This is a genomic window from Streptomyces sp. NPDC101776 (assembly GCF_044766845.1).
In the GTDB taxonomy this organism is placed as follows: Bacteria; Actinomycetota; Actinomycetes; order Streptomycetales; family Streptomycetaceae; genus Streptomyces.
Genome location: NZ_JBIWMV010000003.1, coordinates 229,982 through 245,256, shown reverse-complemented (window position 1 = coordinate 245,256; position 15,275 = coordinate 229,982). Strand labels below are relative to the sequence as shown.

The window sequence follows — 15,275 nt, the reverse complement described above, 5'->3', positions numbered from 1 at the left end:
GCCGACCCCTGCCACGGAAAGTGCCCATGACCCTCCAGAGCCGCGCCACCGGAGCCCTCCACGGGCTCGCCCTCGGCGACGCCCTCGGCATGCCCACCCAGATGCTGTCCCGCCCCCAGATCACCGCGCGCTACGGCCCGTTCCTGACCGGCTTCGAACCGGCCGCCCCGGATCATCCGCTCGCCGCCGGGATGCCGGCCGGCGCGGTCACCGACGACACCGAACAGGCCCTGCTCCTGGCCCGGTTGCTGCTCGACGGCGAGGGCCGCGTCGACCCGGCGGAACTCGCCCGGCGCCTGGTCGCCTGGGAGGACGACATGCGGGCCCGCGGCTCGCTCGACCTCCTCGGACCGTCCACGAAGCGCGCGGTGGAACTGGTCCTCGCGGGCACCCCCGTCGACGAGGTGGGGCGCTACGGCACCACCAACGGCGCCGCGATGCGGATCGCGCCCGTGGGCATCGCGGTGCCGGCCGCCGACCCGGCCGTGTTGGTGGACCGGGTGGTGGAAGCCAGCAGCCTGACCCACAACACCGGGGTCGCCCTCGCCGGTGCCGCGGCCGTGGCCGCCGCCGTGAGCGCGGGAGTTGACGGGGCGTCGGTTCCGGAGGCGGTCGAAGTGGCCGTGTCGGCCGCCCGGTTGGCTGCGGGGCGCGGGCACTGGGTGGCCGCAGCCGACGTCGCCGAGCGGATCGTCTGGGCGACCGGGCTGGTGCGGGGTCTCGATCAGGCCCAAGTCTGCGAACGGGTCTACGCGTTGGTCGGGACGAGCCTCGCCACACAGGAGTCCGTACCGGCCGCCTTCGCCGTCCTCGCCGCCTGCCCCGAGGACCCCTGGCGGGCCGTGCTGCTCGCCGCGTCCGTCGGCGGAGACTGCGACACCATCGCCGCGATCGCGGGCGCCGTCGGTGGTGCGTGCCACGGAGTGGACGCCTTCCCGGCCGACGCACGGGAGACGCTCGTCCGCGTCAACCCGAAGCTGGGCTTGGACACGACGGCCGCCGCGCTCCTCGTCCTGCGGGACCGGTCGTGACCGGCAGGCTGTGGCACCTCGGCAACGTCGTCGTCGACCTGGTTCTCGACATCCCCGCTCTCCCCGAGCGCGGCGGTGACGTCCTCGCCACCCGCACCGAGCGCACGCCGGGCGGCGGTTTCAACGTCATGGCCGCCGCTGCCCGTCAGGGACTTGCCGTGACCTACGCCGGAGCACACGGGACCGGCCCCTTCGGCGACCGGGCGCGCGCCGCGCTGCGCGCCGAGGGCATCGACGTCCTACTCGCACCGCGCCCGGCACCGGACACCGGCTTCGTGGTCTGTCTGGTGGACGCGGACGGCGAGCGCACCTTCGTCACCAGCCCCGGCGCCGAATCCACTCTCACCCCCGCAGACCTGGCCGAACTCCGGCCCAGCGCGGGCGACTTGGCGTACCTCACCGGATACAGCCTGCTCCACGACGGCAACCGCGCCGCCCTGCTCGGCCTCCTGGCCCGACTGGACCCGGCCGTCACGGTGGTCACCGACCCCGGGCCGTTGGCACACGAAATCCCCGGCGACGCACTGGAGTCGCTGCTCGCCCGCTCGGACTGGTGGAGCTGCAACGCCCGCGAGGCCGCCCTCCTCACGGGCGTCGATGATCCGGCCGAAGCCGCTCGCGCGCTCCAATCCCGGCTGGGGCGCGGCTCGGTGCTCGTCCGTACCGGCGCCGACGGTTGTCTCCTGCGCCAGGGTGAACGCCTCGTCACCGTCCCCGGGTTCGCCGTGGACGCCGTCGACCTCAACGGCGCGGGCGACGCGCACACCGGGGTGTTCATGGCCGCCCTGGCGCAGGGCCTCGACCCGGTGGCCGCCGCCCGCCGGGCCAACGCGGGCGCCGCCCTGGCCGTCACCGCGCCGGGCCCGGCGACCGCACCGGACGCGGCACGACTGGACGCGTTCCTGAACTAGCCGTCCATGAAGGTCAGTTGCCGTCCCGCCGGGAGACCTCGACGTTCTCCAGGATGCCGATCGCGTCCGGCACCAGGACCGCCGCCGAGAAGTAGGTGCTCACCAGGTAGGAGATGATCGCCTGCTCGTTGATGCCCATGAACCGTACGTTGAGGCCCGGTTCGAGCTCGTCCGGGATGCCGGTCTGGTAGAGGCCGATCACACCCTGGTCGTCCTCGCCGGTACGCATCGCGATGATCGACGACGTACGGGACGCGCTGACCGGGATCTTGCCGCAGGGCAGCAGCGGCACCCCGCGCCAGGCGGGCAGATGGTGGCCGCCGACGTCGATGCCGCTGAAGTAGACGCCCCGCTTGTTGCACTCGCGGCCGAACGCGGCGATCGCCCGCGGATGGGCGAACAGGAAGCGGGTGTCGCGCCGCATGCTCAGCAGTTCGTCGAGGTCGTCGGGGGTCGGCGGCCCGGAGTGGGTGGAGATCCGCTGGTCGTAGTCGGCGTTGTGCAGCAGCCCGAACCCCCGGTTGTTGACCAGCTCGTTCTCCTGCCGCTCGCGCAAGGCCTCGACGGTGAGCCGGAGTTGGTGCTGGGTCTGGTTCATCGGCTGGTTGTAGAGGTCGGTGACGCGGCTGTGCACCTTCAACACGGTCTGGGCCACGCTGAGTTCGTACTCGCGCGGGGCGAGGTCGTAGTCCACGAACGTGGCCGGCAGATCGGGCTCGCCGACATGCCCGGCGCTGAGCGCGATCGCCGCCTCGCCGTAGGTGTTGAGCGGTCCGCGGTCGTCCGCGCCGGCCGCCTCGACGTGCGCGCTCAGCGCGGGGTGCCGTTCCGCGACGGCCTGGTACGCCGGGCGCGGCAGCGCCAGCACCGTGGTGGCCGTCGCCGCGCGGGCCGTGAACTCCCAGGTGCCGTCCGGGCCGCCGAGAGCCTGGCCGCCGAAGGTGTCGCCGTCGGCCAGCAGACCGGCGACCGCCTCGTCGCCGTAGGGGCCCTCCCCGAGCTGCTCCACCTTGCCGTGCGCGATCAGGAACACCTGGTCGGCGGGGTGGCCCGCCTCCACGATCAACTGCCCCGGCGCGAACTCCCGTTGCTCGAACCGCTCGGCCAGCGCGCCGAGCGCGTCGGCGTCCGCGAAGCCGCGCAGCAGCGGAAGCTCGCTCAACTCGGCCGGGACGACCCGCACTTGGGCGCCGGTCTGGACGAACGTCACCCGTCCGTCGCCCCGCGTGTAGGACAGCCGGCGGTTGACGCGGTAGGTGCCGCCGGGCACGTTCACCCAGGGCAGCATGCGGGTCAGCCAGCGTGAACTGATGCCCTGCATCTGGGGTTCGGACTTGGTCGTGGTCGCCAGAGTGCGTGCCGCGGCGGTACCGAGGCTCTGCTGTTCCCGCTCCTCGGCGCCCGCCTCGGGCGCGGTACCGGTGTCGACCGACATGGTGCCTTCTCTCCTGTCGCACGGATGACGGAGTGTCTGCTCCCGTCACATTCCGTGCGTACAGCTACCCCTCATCGGTCACCACGAGTGATGGCCGGCGACGGCGGTCGAGGCACATGCCATTCGCACGTGCCCCCGCACCACCCCCGGTTGACCCGACGTCACTCGTTCGGGGTATTCGGCCGGGTCCCGCTCACAGGGTCTTTCCCGGGTTGAGGATGCCCCGGGGATCGAACGCCTCCTTCAGTCGTCGCTGCAACGCGTGGGCGGTGGGCCCGAGTTCGTCCGCCACCCACTGCCGCTTGAGCACTCCCACGCCGTGCTCGCCGGTGAGCGTGCCGCCGAGCCGCAGCGCGAGCGCGAAGATCTCGCCGGCCGCCTCCCAGGCCGCGTCCGGCAGTCGGTCCAGGGCGGGATCGACCACGATGATCGGATGGAGGTTGCCGTCCGCCGCGTGCGCGAGGGTGTAGACGGGCACATCGTGACGGGCCGAGATGACGCGGATCTCGCGGACCGCCTCCGCGAGTCGCGAACGGGGCACCGCGATGTCCTCGATCAGCGGCCGGCCCAGCCGCTCCAGCGCGGGCAGGGCGAGCCGGCGGGCCGCCAGCAGCGACTCCGCCTCGACCGGGTCCGTCGTGGTCTCCACGGAGGAGGCCGTCGGCGCCAGCACCCGCGCGACCTGCTCCGCCTCGATGCCGGCCCCCGCCCCGTCGCACTGCACCAGCAGCAGCGCCGCCCCGCGCTCGCCCAGCGCCGGATCGACGGCCCGCAGCACCGGCCCGTCGAGCAACTCCGCGAGCGCCGGTACGACCCCGGCCCGCCCGATCGCGTACGACGCCTCGGCCGCTGCCTCGAACGAGTCGAAGTAGGCGGCCACCGTGGCCGTCGCCACCGGCACCGGACGCAGCCGCAGCGTCGCCGAGGTGATGACGGCGAGCGTGCCCTCCGACCCGGTCAGCAGCGCGGTGAGGTCGTAACCGGTGACCCCTTTGACGGTACGGCGGCCGGTCGTGACCACCGTGCCGTCGGCGAGGACGGCCTCCAGGCCGAGCACGCTGTCCCGCGTCACGCCGTACTTCGCGCACCGCAGCCCGCCGGCGTTGGTCGCGATGTTCCCGCCGATCGTCGAGATCGCCGCGCTCGCTGGATCGGGCGCGTACCGCAGGCCGTGCTCGCCCGCCGCCCGGTCCAACTCGGCGGTGATCAGGCCCGGTTCGACCACCGCGAGCTGGTCGTCGGCCGACAGTTCCAGGACGCGGTTCATCCCGGCCAGGTCGAGGACGAGCACGCCCTCGCCGGCCGACGCCCCGCCCGACAGGCCGGTGCCGGCACCGCGCGGCACCACCGGCACGCCGAGCGCGTTCGCGTGCCGGAGGGTGACGGTCACGTCCTCGGTGCGCCGGGCGTGCACCACGGCGAGCGGTACACCGTCCGGCCGGGTGCCCGAACGGTCCGTGGCGTGCGCGGCCAACGTCCTTGGCTCTGTTGCCAGTTGATCGGGCGGCAGATCCCGGGCGAGCAGACCGAGGAGCCGGGCGGCGGCGGTGGGAGCGGTCGGGGGAGCTGTGGTCACCGGTTCCGTACCTTCACTGTGCGTGCCTTCACGGATTCAACGCCTTCGTTCCGATCGCGAGCAGCGAGATGTCCTCCTGGGGTGCGTGCACGGGAGCGCACTGGATGTCCCGGAAGTGCCGCTCCAGCGGATTGCCGCGCGCGAGCCCGGGATTGCCGAGCAGGCGTACGGCGAGCTCAACCGCCCGTACACCGTGCCGGTCGGCCAACACCCGTGCCCCGAGGGCCTGTTCGGGGGTGTACGCGGAGTCGCCGGAGTCCACCCGGGCGGCGCCGTCGAACACCAGCTGCTCGGCGGCGGCGAGCAGCACCTCGATCTCTCCGGCGGCCCTGCGGAACCGCTCCGTACGGGCCACCGGATGACCGAGGTTGGCGGGAACCCGGGAGTGGGCGAACGTGTGGAAGAAGGACTGCGCCGCCCGCGCCACCCCCAAGTAGAGGGCTGCCAGGGGGAGATGGAGTGCGGCGCCCGCCCGGTTGTCCTGCTCGGCCGCCGCACCGTACGGGCCGATGCCGATGACGTGCTCGTACGGGATCTCCATGTCCCGGAACGTCACGTCGTGACTGCCGCTGGCCCGCAGCCCCAACTGGTCCCAGCGGCCGGTGATCTCGATACCGGGGGAGCCGCCCGGCACCAGGAAGGTGCCGACGCGCGGTTCCGGTTCGTCGGTGGTGGCCCACACCAGGAACCAGTCCAGGCCCTCCGCGCCGGTCACGAAGCGTTTGGTGCCGCTCAGCGACCAGCCGTCCGGGGTGCGCCGGGCGAGCGTAGAGGGGAGGCCGCCGCGGGCGGGGGAGCCCAACTCCGGTTCCACACGGGCGTGGTTGACGAGCACCGGCCGCCCGAAGGACTCCTTGACGAGCCGCGCGTACAGCTCGGCGGGCCAGTGCGGCTGTACGGCCTGTCGTGCGTGCGTGTTGAGGGTCATCGCCGCGATCAGGGCGACGGACGGGTCGCCCTGGCCGATCAGGTGGAGGATGCGCGCGCTCTCCTCGACCCGGGCGCCCCGGCCGCCGTACTGCTCACCGATGGTCGCGGTGAGCAGCCCGGCATCGTGCGCGATCTTCAGGGAGTCGGCGGGGAAGGCGCCCGACTGGTCGTAGTCGGCGGCGAGTTCGGCGATGCGCTCGGTCACAGGGCCTTCTTCAGGTCGGCGTTGAGTGCGGTGGTCCAGAACGACTTCACGTCCAAGTGCTTTTTGAGCGCGCCGAGTTCGGTGAAGGCGTCGGCCACCTTCTGCTGCGAGGCGATCGTGTCGTCGCCCACCGTCCTTGCCTGCGTGGGCCGTTGCTTCTGCGCGGCGAGCAGATCCGACTTCGCCTGCGCCAGCGGCTGGTGGGTGGCCTCGGCGGTGACCTTCGCGAAGCCGTCCTCGTGGCCGTCGCGGACGTAGGCGTACGCCTTGGTGATCCGGGCGATCAGATCGGCGACGGCGGCCTTCTGGGCGGGGCTCTTCAGGACGCTGTCCCGCGCGGACCAGAGGAAGTTGCCGGACAGGATGTCCGCGCCGGAGCCGACCGTGGTGGCGCCCTGCTGGTGGGCGGTGATGACCGACGTGCCGTACGAGGCGAAGGCGTCGATGCTGCCGCCGTTCAGGGCCGCGAGGCCGTCGTTGGGCAGCAGCGGCTTGGCGTCGATGTCCGACCACTTGAGGCCGGCCTGCTTCAGCAGCTCGTACAGGAAGTAGTGGGCGGTGGTGTTCTGGACGTAGCCGACCTTCTTGCCCTTCAGGCCGGCGATGTCGGTCACCTTCGACCCCTTGGGGACGATGACCTCCTGGTTGAGGGTCGTGCCGCGCTGGACGGCGACGACCTTGAAGTTGGGCTTGCCGTCGGCGGCCGAGAAGATGGGCGGGATCTCGCTGGAGGAGGCCAGGTCCAGTGCTCCGGCGCGCATGGCCTGGAGCTGGAGGTCGCCACCCTGGAAGAGATTCCACTTCACCTTGTACGGGGTGTCGTCGAGGTGGGCGTACTTGAGGACGGCCTCCCCGACTTTCCAGCCGGTGTCGCCGACCCGCAGGGTCACGGAGGAGATGTCGGACGGGGACTCGGCCTTCGCGCTGCCGCCGCAAGCTGCGGCGAACGGCAGGAGCAGGGCGAGGGCGGCGGCGGACGCGCGCAGGGAACGGCGGAACAACACGGAGTCTCCATAGGGGAGTTCGCAATCAGGAAGGGGGGAGGTGGTTCAGGCGGCCTGGGCGGTGCTCGCCCGGTGGGCGAGTTCCTGGCGGACCAGCGGCAGCACGTGCCGGGCGTAGTCGATCGCGTCGTTCAGCGGGTCGTAGCCGCGGATCGACAGCAGGTCGCAGCCGATGTCGACGTAGTCGAGCAGCGCCTGCGCGACCGTCTCGGGCGTACCCACCAGGGCAGTTGAGGCTCCCGCCGCGTTGGTGGCGACGGCGGGCGCGGTCCACAGGCAGCGGTCCTGGACCTCGCCGCGCTCGGCGATGTCGAGCAGACGTTGCGAACCGACGTTCGCCGGGCGGCCGGTGGTGCGGTAGTGGCGCAGCGACTCGGCCTCCTTCGCCTGGTCCTTGAGGACACCGAGGGTGCGGTGCGCCTTCTCCCAGGCCAGCTCCTCGGTGGGCGCGATGATCGGGCGGAACGACACCCAGATACGGGGATGGGGGCGACCGGCGGCGTCCGCGACCGCGTTGACGGCGGCGATCTGCTCGGCCGTCTCCTTGAGCGGCTCGCCCCACAATCCGAAGATGTCGCCCTGCTGTCCGCCCACCCGGTAGGCGTCCTGGGAGGAGCCGCCGACCGAGATCGGGACCAGTCCGTTCACCGGTTTCACGTCCGAGTGGTAGCCCTCGAACCGGAAGTGCCTGCCCTCGTGCGAGACGGGCCCCTCGGCCTGCCACACCTTGCGCAGGATCTGGATGTACTCGTCCGAACGCTCGTACCGCTCGGCCTTGTTGAGGTAGTCGCCCTCCCGGCGCTGCTCCTCGTCGCTGCCGCCGGAGATGATGTGCAGGGTCAGCCGGCCGTTGCTTATCCGGTCCAGCGTGGCCAGGGCGCGGGCCGCGTGCGTCGGGAAGATGACACCCGGCCGGTGCGCCAGGATCGGGCGGATCCGCTCGGTGTGGGTGGCGACGAACTGGGCGACCTGGAAGGCGTCGGGCGAGGCCGAGTGATAGGCGACCAGGGTGTGGTCGAAGCCGCCGTCGTCGAGCGTGCGGGCGTACTTGCGGAGGTGGTCGACGTCGAAGCCGATCCGGCTCGCGGCGGCGGGGCCCGGGGCCCCGGCGTCGGTGTGGACGGCGCTGATGAACTCGACAGGCATGAGCGAACTCCTAGGACGTGAGGGTCACTTGAGCAGAGAGGTGTCCGTGGTCCTGGCCACGTCCACGTTCGGGTCGAGGACCCCGATGCTGTTCATGAGGTCGGCCACCTGCTGCACGCTCGTGTCGACGTCCGAGGTGACCGGCAGCACCTGGCTGTAGGCGGCCGACGCGAGGGTCTTCGCCACCGAGGCGTCGGCGCCGTTGCGCTGCTCGATGGCCTTCGCGTACGCGTCCTGGTGGGTGCTGGTCCACTTCAGGGCCGTGCTCAGGCGCTGGAGGAAGTCGCTGAGGGCGGTCTTCTTCCCGGCGTTCGCGAGGGCCTTCTCGGAGGCGTTGACGAAGCCGATGCCGCTGACCCGGCCGTCCCCGCCGTCGACGAGGAGACGGCCGCCCTGCTCCAGACCGACGGCCTGGTAGACACCGAACGTCGCCCAGATCTTGACCTTCCCGGAGGCGAACGCGGCCTGCGCGTCGGTCGGCAGGAGGTACTGCACCTTGACGTCCTGGTAGCTGAGCCCGTTCTGCTTGAGGACGTTGGCCAGCAGATACTCCGAGACGCTGCCCTTCGCCGAGGACACCACGACCTTCTGGCCCTTGAGGTCCTTCACGCTGTCGATGCCGGAGTCCTTGCGGACGACGATCCCGACGTGCGTGCCGTCGTTCTTCAGGGCGGCGATGTTCTTGATCCTGACCCCGCCGCTGAGCGCCTGGAGCGCGGGCAGGTCGGCGGAGAACCCGGTGTCGGCGGCATCCGCCTGCACGGCCTGGTAGAGCGGGGCCGCGCCCTGGAACTCGGCCCACTTCACCTTGTACTTGGCGCCCTTGAGCGCGTCCGAGGCGGCGATGATCGTCTGGAGTGTCTTGGCCTGGTCGCCGATGGTGAGGGTGACCTGCTTGCCGGACGCGGTGTCCGCCGAGGAGTCGGCGCCGCAGGCGCTCAACGCCAGCAGGGAGGTCAGGCTCAGGGCGGCGGCGGCGAATCTGCGGATCACGAGGGGGTTCCTTCCAAGGTACGGGTCACGCCGAGCCAGTTCAGGAGGCGGGCGCGCAGGGTGACGAACTCGGTGGCGGTCAGATCACGGGGGCGGGGCAGGTCGACGGTCAACTCGTGGGCGATACGGCCCTCGTCCATCACCAGCACCCGGTCGGCGAGCAGCAGCGCTTCCTCGACGTCATGGGTGACCAGGAGGATCGCGCACCCGTGCAGCCGCCACAGCTCGGCGACGAGCGCCTGCACCTTGCCCCGGGTCAGCGCGTCCAGCGCGCCGAACGGCTCATCCAGCAACAGGAGTTCGGGCTCACGGACCAGGGCGCGGGCGAGCGAGACGCGCTGCGCCTGACCGCCGGACAGCGTCTTGGGCCAGACGGTCGCGCGCTCCGCGATGCCGACCTCGTCCAGCGCCTTCAGCGCGAGCGCCCGATCGGGTCGCCCCGGCAGCCCGAGCACGACATTGCGCCACACCTTCAACCAGGGGAGCAGACGCGGTGATTGGAACGCCGCGCTGCGTCGCGCGGGCACGGTCACCTCGCCGCCGATCTCGTCGTCGAGCCCGGCGAGGATCCGCAGCAGCGTCGACTTGCCGCAGCCGCTGTGCCCGAGCAGGGCGACGAACTCGCCCTCCCGGATGTCCAGATCGAGCGCGTGCAGCACGGTGTTGCCGTCGAAGGCCCGCGAAAGCCCGCGTATCTCAACGGAGTTGGCCATCTCTACGCCTCACCCTCGAAGTTGGCCCGCCAGGTCAGCAGCCGGCGCGACAGGATCCGTACCGCGAAGTCGCAGGCCAGCCCGAGCAGCGCGTACACGACGAGGCAGAGCACGATGACGTCCGTGCGGAAGTACTGCTGGGCGTTGCTCATCAGATAGCCGAGCCCCGCGTCCGCGTTGATCTGCTCGGCGAAGACCAGCGCCAGCCAGGCCGTGGACAGCGCGTACCGCAGGCCCACGAGTGCCCCGGGCAGCGCGCTCGGCAGGATCACGTACTTGATCAGACCGAACCGGCCGAGCCCCATCATCCGGGCGGCCTCGACGAGTTGGGCGTCGGTGGAGCGGATGCCGCCGTAGATGTTGAAGTACAGCGGATAGGTCACCCCGAGTGCGACCAGGGCGATCTTCGGGGTCTCCTCGATGCCGAACCAGACGATGAACAGCGGGATCAGACCCACCCAGGGGATCGCCCGGAACATGCCCATCGAGGAGTCGATGACGTCCTCGCCGAGCCGGAACAGCCCGGCCAGCAGCGACAGGACGAGCGCGACACTCGCGCCGATCAGGAACCCGATGGCGGCCCGGCGGCCCGACGCGGCGATGGCGCTGGGCAGTTCACCGTTCTTCGTCAGGTCCACCGCCTGCCGGAGGACGTCGACGGGGGAGGCCAGCACGGACTCGGGCAGCACCCCGGTGGCGGAGGTCAGGAACCAGAGCAGGACGAGCCCGACGGGACCGGCCGCGCGCCGCACGGATCGCGGGACGGTGAAGCGGCGGGCGGTCTTCGCCCTGCCCCGGATGGTGACGCGGGCGGCGGGCGGCACCTTGTCCGTGGGTGCCGACTGCACGGGCAGTACGGCCACGTTGAGGGGTTTCGTCGTCATGGCCGGTCTCCCGTCGCGGCCGGGCGGGCGGGGTCGGCGGACCAGGCGGACCAGGAACCGGGGAAGAGCGTCGCCTCGAACCCGGCCAGCTCCAGCGCCGCGATCTGATGGGCGGCGGTGACACCGGACCCGCAGTACACGCCGATGCGTTCGGCCTCACCGGCCCCCCGCTCCTCGAACCGCTTGCGGAGCAGTTCGGGGGAGAGGAAGGTCTCGTCCGCCGCCAGGTTCTCCCCGGTCGGCGCGGACACTGCCCCCGGAATGTGCCCGGCACGTGGGTCAACCGGCTCGACCTCGCCCCGGTAGCGCTCACCGGCACGTGCGTCCAACAGCAGCCCGGAGGAGGCGAGTTCGGCGGCGCCGTCGGCATCGGTGATCGGCAGCGCACCCGTGCGGAGCACGATGTCGCCCGGTGCCGGATCGGCGGGGATCCCGGACTCCAGCGGCAGCCCCGCCGCGCGCCAGGCGCCCAGCGCCCCGTCCAGCAGGGTCACTTCGGTGACTCCCGCATGGCGCAGCAGCCACCAGGCGCGGGCGGCGGCCGTGTTGCCGAGGTCGTCGTAGACGACGACGGCTTGCCCGTCGGCGATGCCCCAGCGGCGGGCGGACTCCTGTAGTTCCGTGAAGTCGGGGAGCGGATGGCGCCCGCCCTCGGGGCTCGCCGGTGCGGCCAGCTCGGTGTCCAGGTCGACGTAGACCGCGCCCGGGATGTGGCCGTCCGCGTAGTGGTCGTGGCCGTAGGGATCGCCGAGGGCCCAGCGGACGTCGAGCAGCACGGGGGGCCGCTCGGAGCCGAGGAGTCCGGTCAGCTCGGCGACGGTGGTCGTCACGCGGCGGCTCATGTCGACTCCTCGGCTATCGCGGGCAGTTCGGGGGAGAGGCGGAGCCGTTCGAGGAAGAGGACGACCGTGGCGGCGACGGTGCGGTGCAGGGCGTCGTTGAGGACGTCGTGCCGACCGTCCACGAAGGTCACCGTGTGGACGTTCGGGTGACCGGCGTAGACGCTCAGCGCCCGGTCGAGCGGGCTGATCGTGTCGGCTTGGCCGTGCAGGGCCAGCACCGGGACACGAACCAGGTCCAGATCCGGTTCGGGCAGCTCGGGGGCGCCGGCGATCGCGCCCCGGCGGAACTCGGAGTCGTTGGTGAGGCGCCCCTGATGGGTCGGGCAGGCGGTGCGTGCCGCGGCCTCCTCCTCCCAACTGCCCGCCGTCCAGGTGCCGGTGGGCAGTCCGGCCAGGATCAGCGCGTCGACGCCCGCGGTCTGCTCGGCGGCGAGCTGAAGGGCGTAGAGCGCGCTCGTGTCGGAACCGACCAGCACCTTCGGTCCTGGCAGCGACTCGTCGGCGAGCAGCTTGGCGGCCTGCTCCAGTACGGCGGGGTCGGCGGTCGGGTCGCCGAGGGCGCGGACGCGGTAGGCGTCGAAGCCGAGCCGGCGACCGAACCGCTCGTAGACACCGCCGTGTTCGCCCCGCCCGGCCAGCACGATCAACGTGCCGCGCGCGGCGAGGCCTTCGGGTTCGTCCCAGGACGGGACGGAGGAAGAGGGCATGGGGTGACAGCTCCCAACGAGGGGCAAGGGGAGGGGGATTGAGCAGAGGGGAGGAAGAGAGGGGAAGAGTGGGGAACAGAGAGGAACAGAGGGGAAGAGTGCAGGCCGGAGCAGCCGTCACGTGTCAGTGCGCGGGGCGGACGTGATCAGCGGGAGCTCGGGAAGGGTGCCGGAGACCGGCGGTCGGTCAACGACAGCGCGCGCTGCACGCCACGCCGAAGTCGATGACTCGGCGCTGCGTCAGAAAGGCAGCGAAAGCGGTCGTGTGCAGCATGGGCCCATCATGACCGGCCGTGACCGATCGCGTCCAACGATGATTCCGCATCGAAATCGATCAGCTATCGCGATCGGTGCGGGAAACGACTACCGTCACCGGCATGCCCCAACCTGTCCTCGACATCGTGGCCCTGCGCAGCCTGACCGCGATCGCCGACTGCGGTGGCTTCCACCGGGCGGCCCGGGCTCTCGCCCTGAGTCAGTCCGCGGTCAGCCAGCACGTCCGCAGACTGGAGAAGACGCTGGGTCTGCCGATCGTCGAGCGAGAGGGGCGGGGCACCCGGTTCACACCGGAAGGGCGGCTGCTCCTCGAACAGGCCCGGCGCATCCTCGCCGTGCACGACGAGGCCGTGCGCACCCTGCTCGACGTCGAGGGCGACACCGTCACCATCGGCTCCACCGAACACGCGGCCGACCAGTTTCTGCCACGGCTGACCGCGGCCGTCCAGGAGGTGCGGCCCGGCTGCCGGGTCCGCTTCCGCATCGACCGCTCGGCCCGGCTCGTCGAGGCCGTGGAACGCGGCAGCGTCGATGTCGCGGTGTACGTCACCGAGGCCGCCGCCACCGAGGGCACACCGGTCGGCGGCCTCCCGCTCACCTGGCACGCCACGCCCGGCTGGCAGCCCCCGGCGGCGCCCGCGCCCGTCCCGCTCGTCGCCATCGAGGACCCGTGCGCGATCCGCCGCCGCGCCATCTCCACCCTCGCCGCGCACGGTGTGCCCGCCGCGGTCGTCGGCGACGCGGGCTATCTCGCCGGCGTTCTCGACATCGCCCGCACCGGACAGGGCGTCGCGCTGCTCGCCGCGGTCGGCACGGCTCCGGACGGGCTGACCCCCTACGACGGCTTGCCCTCCGTCACCCCGATCCCGATGAGCGCGCTCGCCCGCCCGGGCGCCGACCCGGCGACGGTGGACGCGGCCTTCGCGGCCGTACGGGATCTGCTGCGCTGAGACAGGCGCGGCGGGGGGCCGTCGTCCGGCCGGTCTGAGATCGGCCGGAACTGCCCCCTGCGGTGGGGTAGTCCGGTCTGTTTCGGAGGAAAGATCCCTTGAGGGATTCGGTGAGCCCGGTCGGTCCGTGAGTTCGGTGAGTCCGCAAGGGGGCGCGATCGTCGTGAGGGTCGTCCTGCTCGGTACGGCGGGCGGTGGTGGTTTCCCGCAGTGGAACTGCGCCTGCGCGCTGTGTGCCGCCGCCCGCGACGGGAAACTGCCCTCGCGCACGCAGGAGTGCGTGGCCGTCACCGGCAACGCGCGCGACTGGTGGCTGCTCAACGCGTCGCCCGACATCGGCCCTCAGCTCGCCGCGACTCCCGCGCTCTGGCCCGGTCCCGGTCCGCGCGACACCCCCGTGCGTGGCGTGCTCCTCACCGACGCCGAGGCCCACCATGTGACGGGCCTGGCCGCACTCCGCGGGGCGGCGGGCCTCAAGGTGTACGCCCCGCGGCCCGTCCTCGCCGCGCTCACCCCGGCCCGGACCGTCCTCGACCGGCACGCGCCCTGGGAGTGGTCCGACAGCCTCGCCGAGGGCGGGTTCGTCCTGGCCGGGGGTCTTGTCGTCACGGCCCACCCGATGGCCGCGCGGCCCCCGGTGTATCTGCCGCCCCGCCCGTCGGACGACCGCTGGGTGACGGCGTACCGCATCGAGGACCTGGCGAGTGGCGGGGTGCTCGTCTACGCCCCCGGTGTCACCGTCTGGACGGACACCCTCGACGACCTGCTGACGGAGGCGGACTGCGCCGTGCTGGGCGGCACCTTCTTCACGGCGGACGAGACGGCCACCGACCGGTCGGCCCGGGGACACCTGCCGGTCGCGGGCGCCCGGGGCAGCCTGACCGCCCTCGCCCGTTACCCGGGCGTGCGCCGGATCTACACGCACCTCCACCACACGAACCCGCTGCTCGACCCGGGCTCGGCGGCGCGGGCGCAGGTGAACGGGGCCGGGGTCGAAGTGCTCATGGACGGGGCCGAGTTCGTGGTGGGCGGCTAGGGCCTGTCCGGCGGAGCAGCTCGCAGGAAATCGGCGGTACCTGATGGGCGCCGGTGAGCGGGGCGTGGTGCGTGCAGCTGCAAGGCGGAGGAGGGCGTCAACGCGGAGCCTTGGCAACCGACGACACCGCCGCAGATGCGCGTGCCACGCCCCGCGTCTGCGACATGCTCCGCCGGACAGGCCCTAGGCCGGTGCGTCGTCCAACATCCGTGCCAGTACGTCCCGTTGCAGCGGGAGCACCTCCGCGTGCAGCTCGCGGCCCTTCCGGGTGAGCGCGACCCACACCCCGCGCCGGTCCTCGACACACACGGAACGTTCGACGAGGCCGTCCTTCTCCAGCCGCCCGATGAGGCGGGAGAGCGCGCTCTGGCTGAGATGGACCCGCCCGACCAGGTTCTGCACCCGGCACTGGTCGCCCTCCCCGGGCGCCTCGGACGCGAGCATGTCGAGCACCTCGAAGTCGCTCGCGCCCAGGCCGTGCGGGTGCAGTACACGGTCGATCTCGCACATCGTGCGCGCGTGCACGGACAGGATGTCCCGCCACTGTTCCTCTAGCTGCCGGGCACCGGCCGACTTCACTGCCATACCCGCACGGTAACACCGATCCGGCCAATCGTTGAGTCTGCAACTAGTGCG

15 protein-coding genes are annotated in these 15,275 nt (G+C 72.0%); 4 read left to right on the top strand and 11 right to left on the bottom strand.

Annotated elements, in window-relative coordinates:
* Nucleotides 1–26: 26 nt before the first annotated feature.
* Together ACIRRY_RS12590 and ACIRRY_RS12585 are read left to right on the top strand one after the other, a co-directional pair.
* Nucleotides 27–1,031, top strand: coding sequence for an ADP-ribosylglycohydrolase family protein (locus ACIRRY_RS12590; RefSeq protein WP_403971331.1), 1,005 nt, complete (start codon nt 27–29; stop codon nt 1,029–1,031).
* Nucleotides 1,028–1,942, top strand: a complete 915-nt coding sequence (locus ACIRRY_RS12585) for a PfkB family carbohydrate kinase (RefSeq protein WP_403971329.1) — start codon at nt 1,028–1,030, stop codon at nt 1,940–1,942. The genes ACIRRY_RS12590 and ACIRRY_RS12585 overlap by 4 nt, the downstream gene beginning before the upstream one ends.
* Before the next feature lie 13 nt (nt 1,943–1,955).
* On the opposite strand, the gene ACIRRY_RS12580 is transcribed toward ACIRRY_RS12585, so the two are convergent.
* The 10 genes from ACIRRY_RS12580 to ACIRRY_RS12535 form a co-directional block, all read right to left on the bottom strand.
* The gene (locus ACIRRY_RS12580; protein WP_403971327.1) at nt 1,956–3,377 is read right to left on the bottom strand and encodes a family 2B encapsulin nanocompartment shell protein; all 1,422 of its coding nucleotides are present in this window, start codon (nt 3,375–3,377) and stop codon (nt 1,956–1,958) included.
* A 193-nt stretch (nt 3,378–3,570) separates the two neighbouring features.
* Nucleotides 3,571–4,953 carry an FAD-binding oxidoreductase gene (locus tag ACIRRY_RS12575; protein ID WP_403971325.1) on the bottom strand — a complete coding sequence of 461 codons (1,383 nt, stop codon included), beginning with the start codon at nt 4,951–4,953 and terminating at the stop codon, nt 3,571–3,573.
* Nucleotides 4,954–4,981: 28 nt separating this feature from the next.
* Nucleotides 4,982–6,088 (bottom strand): acyl-CoA dehydrogenase family protein, encoded by a 1,107-nt coding sequence (locus ACIRRY_RS12570; protein WP_403971323.1) that lies wholly within the window; start codon nt 6,086–6,088, stop codon nt 4,982–4,984.
* Nucleotides 6,085–7,092, bottom strand: coding sequence for an ABC transporter substrate-binding protein (locus ACIRRY_RS12565; RefSeq protein ID WP_403971321.1), 1,008 nt, complete (start codon nt 7,090–7,092; stop codon nt 6,085–6,087). The genes ACIRRY_RS12570 and ACIRRY_RS12565 overlap by 4 nt, the downstream gene beginning before the upstream one ends.
* A gap of 45 nt (nt 7,093–7,137) precedes the next feature.
* Nucleotides 7,138–8,238, bottom strand: a complete 1,101-nt coding sequence (locus tag ACIRRY_RS12560; RefSeq protein WP_403971319.1) for an LLM class flavin-dependent oxidoreductase — start codon at nt 8,236–8,238, stop codon at nt 7,138–7,140.
* Nucleotides 8,239–8,262: 24 nt separating this feature from the next.
* Nucleotides 8,263–9,231, bottom strand: a complete 969-nt coding sequence (locus tag ACIRRY_RS12555) for an ABC transporter substrate-binding protein (RefSeq protein ID WP_403971317.1) — start codon at nt 9,229–9,231, stop codon at nt 8,263–8,265.
* Nucleotides 9,228–9,944, bottom strand: a complete 717-nt coding sequence (locus ACIRRY_RS12550) for an ABC transporter ATP-binding protein (RefSeq protein ID WP_403971315.1) — start codon at nt 9,942–9,944, stop codon at nt 9,228–9,230. The genes ACIRRY_RS12555 and ACIRRY_RS12550 overlap by 4 nt, the downstream gene beginning before the upstream one ends.
* Before the next feature lie 2 nt (nt 9,945–9,946).
* A complete protein-coding gene (locus tag ACIRRY_RS12545; RefSeq protein ID WP_403971313.1) occupies nt 9,947–10,828 on the bottom strand; it encodes an ABC transporter permease in 882 nt (293 codons plus the stop codon).
* Nucleotides 10,825–11,670, bottom strand: coding sequence for a sulfurtransferase (locus ACIRRY_RS12540; RefSeq protein ID WP_403971311.1), 846 nt, complete (start codon nt 11,668–11,670; stop codon nt 10,825–10,827). Before ACIRRY_RS12540 ends, ACIRRY_RS12545 begins: the two co-directional genes overlap by 4 nt.
* Nucleotides 11,667–12,377 carry an alpha/beta hydrolase gene (locus tag ACIRRY_RS12535; RefSeq protein ID WP_403971309.1) on the bottom strand — a complete coding sequence of 237 codons (711 nt, stop codon included), beginning with the start codon at nt 12,375–12,377 and terminating at the stop codon, nt 11,667–11,669. Before ACIRRY_RS12535 ends, ACIRRY_RS12540 begins: the two co-directional genes overlap by 4 nt.
* Nucleotides 12,378–12,754: 377 nt before the next feature.
* Between ACIRRY_RS12535 and ACIRRY_RS12530 the strand changes: the two genes are divergently transcribed.
* Together ACIRRY_RS12530 and pqqB are read left to right on the top strand one after the other, a co-directional pair.
* Nucleotides 12,755–13,603: a LysR family transcriptional regulator gene (locus tag ACIRRY_RS12530; RefSeq protein WP_403971307.1), complete on the top strand. Its 849-nt coding sequence runs from the start codon at nt 12,755–12,757 to the stop codon at nt 13,601–13,603.
* Between the two features lie 163 nt (nt 13,604–13,766).
* Entirely contained in the window at nt 13,767–14,639 is an 873-nt protein-coding gene (pqqB, locus tag ACIRRY_RS12525; protein WP_403971305.1) for a pyrroloquinoline quinone biosynthesis protein PqqB, read from the top strand.
* 183 nt (nt 14,640–14,822) lie between these two features.
* Here the strand turns inward: pqqB and ACIRRY_RS12520 are convergent, their stop codons facing one another.
* Entirely contained in the window at nt 14,823–15,224 is a 402-nt protein-coding gene (locus ACIRRY_RS12520) for a MarR family winged helix-turn-helix transcriptional regulator (protein WP_403971303.1), read from the bottom strand.
* Nucleotides 15,225–15,275: the final 51 nt, after the last annotated feature.